At 54.4% G+C, this 5,491-nt stretch carries 3 rRNA genes; all 3 read left to right on the top strand.

Annotated features, from left to right (window positions below):
* Window positions 1-238: 238 nt before the first annotated feature.
* The 3 genes from ACYVGQ_RS18690 to rrf all read left to right on the top strand — a co-directional run bounded on the left by ACYVGQ_RS18690 (window position 239) and on the right by rrf (window position 5,486).
* Window positions 239-1,761: ribosomal RNA gene (locus ACYVGQ_RS18690) — 16S ribosomal RNA — on the top strand.
* 386 nt (window positions 1,762-2,147) lie between these two features.
* Window positions 2,148-5,252, top strand: a 23S ribosomal RNA gene (locus tag ACYVGQ_RS18685).
* A gap of 117 nt (window positions 5,253-5,369) precedes the next feature.
* Window positions 5,370-5,486 (top strand): 5S ribosomal RNA (gene rrf, locus ACYVGQ_RS18680).
* Together the 16S, 23S and 5S rRNA genes form the textbook arrangement of a ribosomal RNA operon.
* The last annotated feature ends 5 nt before the right edge of the window (window positions 5,487-5,491 follow it).

The raw sequence follows: 5,491 nt of genomic DNA, 5'->3' as shown, positions 1-5,491 counted from the left end.
TAAGATTGAGAAGTTGCCTTGCGGGCCTGGTTGTGATGGCTGGGTCGTGGGTGCGTCCGATCCTTGAGAACTCAACAGCGTGCACTTGTCAAATGCCAAATAACCTCGTCTCAGCCTTTTTGGTTGGGTGAGATTCCTTTGGATCAATTTATATGGATGTCAGTTTGATATTCATTCTTTTGGTCAGTTTCAAGCTCGTGATTCATGCCGTTTTCCCGGTGTGGGTTGCATTTGTTTTTTTACGGAGAGTTTGATCCTGGCTCAGGATGAACGCTGGCGGCGTGCTTAACACATGCAAGTCGAACGATGAAGCCTCACTTGTGGGGTGGATTAGTGGCGAACGGGTGAGTAACACGTGAGCAACCTGCCCCTCACTCTGGGATAAGCGCTGGAAACGGCGTCTAATACTGGATATGAACAAGAATCGCATGGTTACTTGTTGGAAAGATTTTTTGGTGGGGGATGGGCTCGCGGCCTATCAGCTTGTTGGTGAGGTAATGGCTCACCAAGGCGTCGACGGGTAGCCGGCCTGAGAGGGTGACCGGCCACACTGGGACTGAGACACGGCCCAGACTCCTACGGGAGGCAGCAGTGGGGAATATTGCACAATGGGCGGAAGCCTGATGCAGCAACGCCGCGTGAGGGATGACGGCCTTCGGGTTGTAAACCTCTTTTAGCAGGGAAGAAGCGTGAGTGACGGTACCTGCAGAAAAAGCGCCGGCTAACTACGTGCCAGCAGCCGCGGTAATACGTAGGGCGCAAGCGTTATCCGGAATTATTGGGCGTAAAGAGCTCGTAGGCGGTCTGTCGCGTCTGCTGTGAAATCCCGAGGCTCAACCTCGGGTCTGCAGTGGGTACGGGCAGACTAGAGTGCGGTAGGGGAGATTGGAATTCCTGGTGTAGCGGTGGAATGCGCAGATATCAGGAGGAACACCGATGGCGAAGGCAGATCTCTGGGCCGTAACTGACGCTGAGGAGCGAAAGGGTGGGGAGCAAACAGGCTTAGATACCCTGGTAGTCCACCCCGTAAACGTTGGGAACTAGTTGTGGGGTCCTTTCCACGGATTCCGTGACGCAGCTAACGCATTAAGTTCCCCGCCTGGGGAGTACGGCCGCAAGGCTAAAACTCAAAGGAATTGACGGGGACCCGCACAAGCGGCGGAGCATGCGGATTAATTCGATGCAACGCGAAGAACCTTACCAAGGCTTGACATACACGAGAACGGGCCAGAAATGGTCAACTCTTTGGACACTCGTGAACAGGTGGTGCATGGTTGTCGTCAGCTCGTGTCGTGAGATGTTGGGTTAAGTCCCGCAACGAGCGCAACCCTCGTTCTATGTTGCCAGCACGTAATGGTGGGAACTCATGGGATACTGCCGGGGTCAACTCGGAGGAAGGTGGGGATGACGTCAAATCATCATGCCCCTTATGTCTTGGGCTTCACGCATGCTACAATGGCCGGTACAAAGGGCTGCGATACCGTAAGGTGGAGCGAATCCCAAAAAGCCGGTCCCAGTTCGGATTGAGGTCTGCAACTCGACCTCATGAAGTCGGAGTCGCTAGTAATCGCAGATCAGCAACGCTGCGGTGAATACGTTCCCGGGTCTTGTACACACCGCCCGTCAAGTCATGAAAGTCGGTAACACCTGAAGCCGGTGGCCTAACCTTTTTGGAGGGAGCCGTCGAAGGTGGGATCGGTAATTAGGACTAAGTCGTAACAAGGTAGCCGTACCGGAAGGTGCGGCTGGATCACCTCCTTTCTAAGGAGCACTGCAGGACTTCGGTTCTGACAGAGCCGGATTCACACCGGATGTGTGTGACCGGAGCTCATGGGTGGAACATTTGACATGCCATCGCGGATGGTTCGGATTGCTAGTACGCCTCTTCGGGGGTGGGAGCGTGGTTCGGGCGGGATGTGGTGGCTGCACGCTGTTGGGTCCTGAGGGACCGGATGCGGGTCTTCGGATTCGTGGCCGTTTCTCTGGGCCTTTTGTCGTCTCCCCTGGTGGGAGGGGATGAGGGGTACCGCCCGTACTTTGAGAACTACACAGTGGACGCGAGCATCTTCAGCATGACCTTCGGGTTGTGTTGTGAAAGATGATCTTAAAGATCATTAGTCAATTTTTGACGATTCGAACTCATGTGATTTCAAGTCTTTAAGAGCAAACGGTGGATGCCTTGGCATCTGGAGCCGAAGAAGGACGTAGCAATCTGCGATAAGCCTCGGGGAACTGATAAGCAAGTTTTGATCCGAGGGTGTCCGAATGGGGAAACCCCGCCAGGCGGCGTGCCGACCTGGTGACTCCCGTCTGAATATATAGGGCGGGTAGAGGGAACGTGGGGAAGTGAAACATCTCAGTACCCACAGGAAGAGAAAACAACATGTGATTCCGTGAGTAGTGGCGAGCGAAAGCGGATGAGGCTAAACCGAGTGTGTGTGATATCCGGCAGGAGTTGCATGTTCGGGGTTGTGGGACTTTTCTGGTTGTTCTGCCGAATGACCGGCGTTACAGAAGCGTGTAGACGAACCGTCTTGAAAGGCGGGCCGTAGTGGGTGCCAGCCCCGTAGTCGAAACGCGTGTTCTGGCGTGAAGAGTATCCCAAGTAGCACGGGGCCCGTGAAATCCCGTGTGAATCTGTCAGGACCACCTGATAAGCCTAAATACTCCCAGATGACCGATAGCGGACAAGTACCGTGAGGGAAAGGTGAAAAGTACCCCGGGAGGGGAGTGAAATAGTACCTGAAACCGTTTGCTTACAAACCGTTGGAGCCTCCTTGGTAGGGGTGACAGCGTGCCTTTTGAAGAATGAGCCTGCGAGTTAGTGATATGTGGCGAGGTTAACCCGTGTGGGGTAGCCGTAGCGAAAGCGAGTCTGAATAGGGCGATTCAGTCGCATGTCCTAGACCCGAAGCGAAGTGATCTATCCATGGCCAGGCTGAAGCGACGGTAAGACGTCGTGGAGGGCCGAACCCACTTAGGTTGAAAACTGAGGGGATGAGCTGTGGATAGGGGTGAAAGGCCAATCAAACTTCGTGATAGCTGGTTCTCTCCGAAATGCATTTAGGTGCAGCGTTGCGTGTTTCTTGCCGGAGGTAGAGCTACTGGATGGCCGATGGGCCCTACAAGGTTACTGACGTCAGCCAAACTCCGAATGCCGGTAAGTGAGAGCGCAGCAGTGAGACTGTGGGGGATAAGCTTCATAGTCGAGAGGGAAACAACCCAGACCACCATCTAAGGTCCCTAAGCGCGTGCTAAGTGGGAAAGGATGTGGAGTTGCTTTGACAACCAGGAGGTTGGCTTAGAAGCAGCCACCCTTGAAAGAGTGCGTAATAGCTCACTGGTCAAGTGATTCCGCGCCGACAATGTAACGGGGCTCAAGCACGCCACCGAAGTTGTGGCATTGATATTTTTGGTAGGCCTTCGTGGTCCAGCCGTATTGATGGGTAGGAGAGCGTCGTGTGGCCAGCGAAGCGGCGGGGTGACCCAGCCGTGGAGGCTACACGAGTGAGAATGCAGGCATGAGTAGCGAATGACGTGTGAGAAACACGTCCTCCGAAAGACCAAGGGTTCCAGGGTCAAGCTAATCTTCCCTGGGTAAGTCGGGACCTAAGGCGAGGCCGACAGGCGTAGTCGATGGACAACGGGTTGATATTCCCGTACCGGCGAAGAACCGCCCCAGTCAATCCAGTAGTGCTAAGTATCTGAATCCTCATGACCGGATCCTTCGGGTGATGGCGTGGGGCCTAGCGTACGACCCCATTCTGGTGCGGCTAGCGTATTAACAGGTGTGACGCAGGAAGGTAGTCCATGCCAGGCGATGGTTGTCCTGGTGCAAGTGCGTAGGCCGAGTCATAGGCAAATCCGTGACTCGTACAGGCTGAGACACGATGCGGATAGAAAGTGGATGATCCTATGCTGCCAAGAAAAGCATCGACGCGAGGTTCTAGCCGCCCGTACCCCAAACCGACTCAGGTGGTCAGGTAGAGAATACCGAGGAGATCGAGAGAATCGTGGTTAAGGAACTCGGCAAAATGCCCCCGTAACTTCGGGAGAAGGGGGGCCTTCGGCGTATTAGGACTTGCTCCGAAAGCGTTTGGAGGCCGCAGAGACTAGTGGGTAGCGACTGTTTATTAAAAACACAGGTCCGTGCTAAGTCGCAAGACGATGTATACGGACTGACGCCTGCCCGGTGCTGGAAGGTTAAGAGGACCGGTTAGCCGTAAGGCGAAGCTGAGAATTTAAGCCCCAGTAAACGGCGGTGGTAACTATAACCATCCTAAGGTAGCGAAATTCCTTGTCGGGTAAGTTCCGACCTGCACGAATGGCGTAACGACTTCCCAACTGTCTCAACCGCGAACTCGGCGAAATTGCATTACGAGTAAAGATGCTCGTTACGCGCAGCAGGACGGAAAGACCCCGTGACCTTTACTACAGCTTGGTATTGGTGTTCGGTGTGGCTTGTGTAGGATAGGTGGGAGACGGTGAAGCGGATACGCCAGTATTCGTGGAGTCATTGTTGAAATACCACTCTGGTCACTCTGGATATCTAACTTCGGACCGTAATCCGGTTCAGGGACAGTGCCTGGTGGGTAGTTTAACTGGGGCGGTTGCCTCCCAAAAAGTAACGGAGGCGCCCAAAGGTTCCCTCAACCTGGTTGGCAATCAGGTGTCGAGTGTAAGTGCACAAGGGAGCTTGACTGTGAGACTGACAGGTCGAGCAGGGACGAAAGTCGGGACTAGTGATCCGGCAGTGGCTTGTGGAAGCGCTGTCGCTCAACGGATAAAAGGTACCTCGGGGATAACAGGCTGATCTTGCCCAAGAGTCCATATCGACGGCATGGTTTGGCACCTCGATGTCGGCTCGTCGCATCCTGGGGCTGGAGTAGGTCCCAAGGGTTGGGCTGTTCGCCCATTAAAGCGGTACGCGAGCTGGGTTTAGAACGTCGTGAGACAGTTCGGTCCCTATCCGCTGCGCGCGTAGGAAGTTTGAGAGGATCTGACCCTAGTACGAGAGGACCGGGTTGGACGAACCTCTGGTGTGTCAGTTGTTCCGCCAGGAGCACCGCTGATTAGCTACGTTCGGGATGGATAACCGCTGAAAGCATCTAAGCGGGAAGCCGGCCTCAAGATGAGACTTCCATACCTTCGGGTGAGAGGCTCCCAGCCAGACTACTGGGTTGATAGGCCAGATGTGGAAGTGCGGTAACGCATGCAGCTGACTGGTACTAATAAGCCGATGACTTGATAACACTTCAAATCGTTCAGGATTTGATGCTCCGCGTCCACTTTGTGGTTCTCGATGTACGGTCGAAAACCACCTTCAATGAATATCGTTCATTGCGAGGTTTTTGAAACATCAATAGTGTTTCGGCGGCCATAGCGTGAGGGAAACGCCCGGTCACATTCCGAACCCGGAAGCTAAGCCTCACAGCGCCGATGGTACTGCAGGGGGGACCCTGTGGGAGAGTAGGACACCGCCGGACTTCTT

The organism is Microbacterium tumbae, assembly GCF_054780175.1.
Note: the sequence above shows the minus strand (reverse complement) of the source record. Positions and strands in the feature narration are given on the sequence as shown.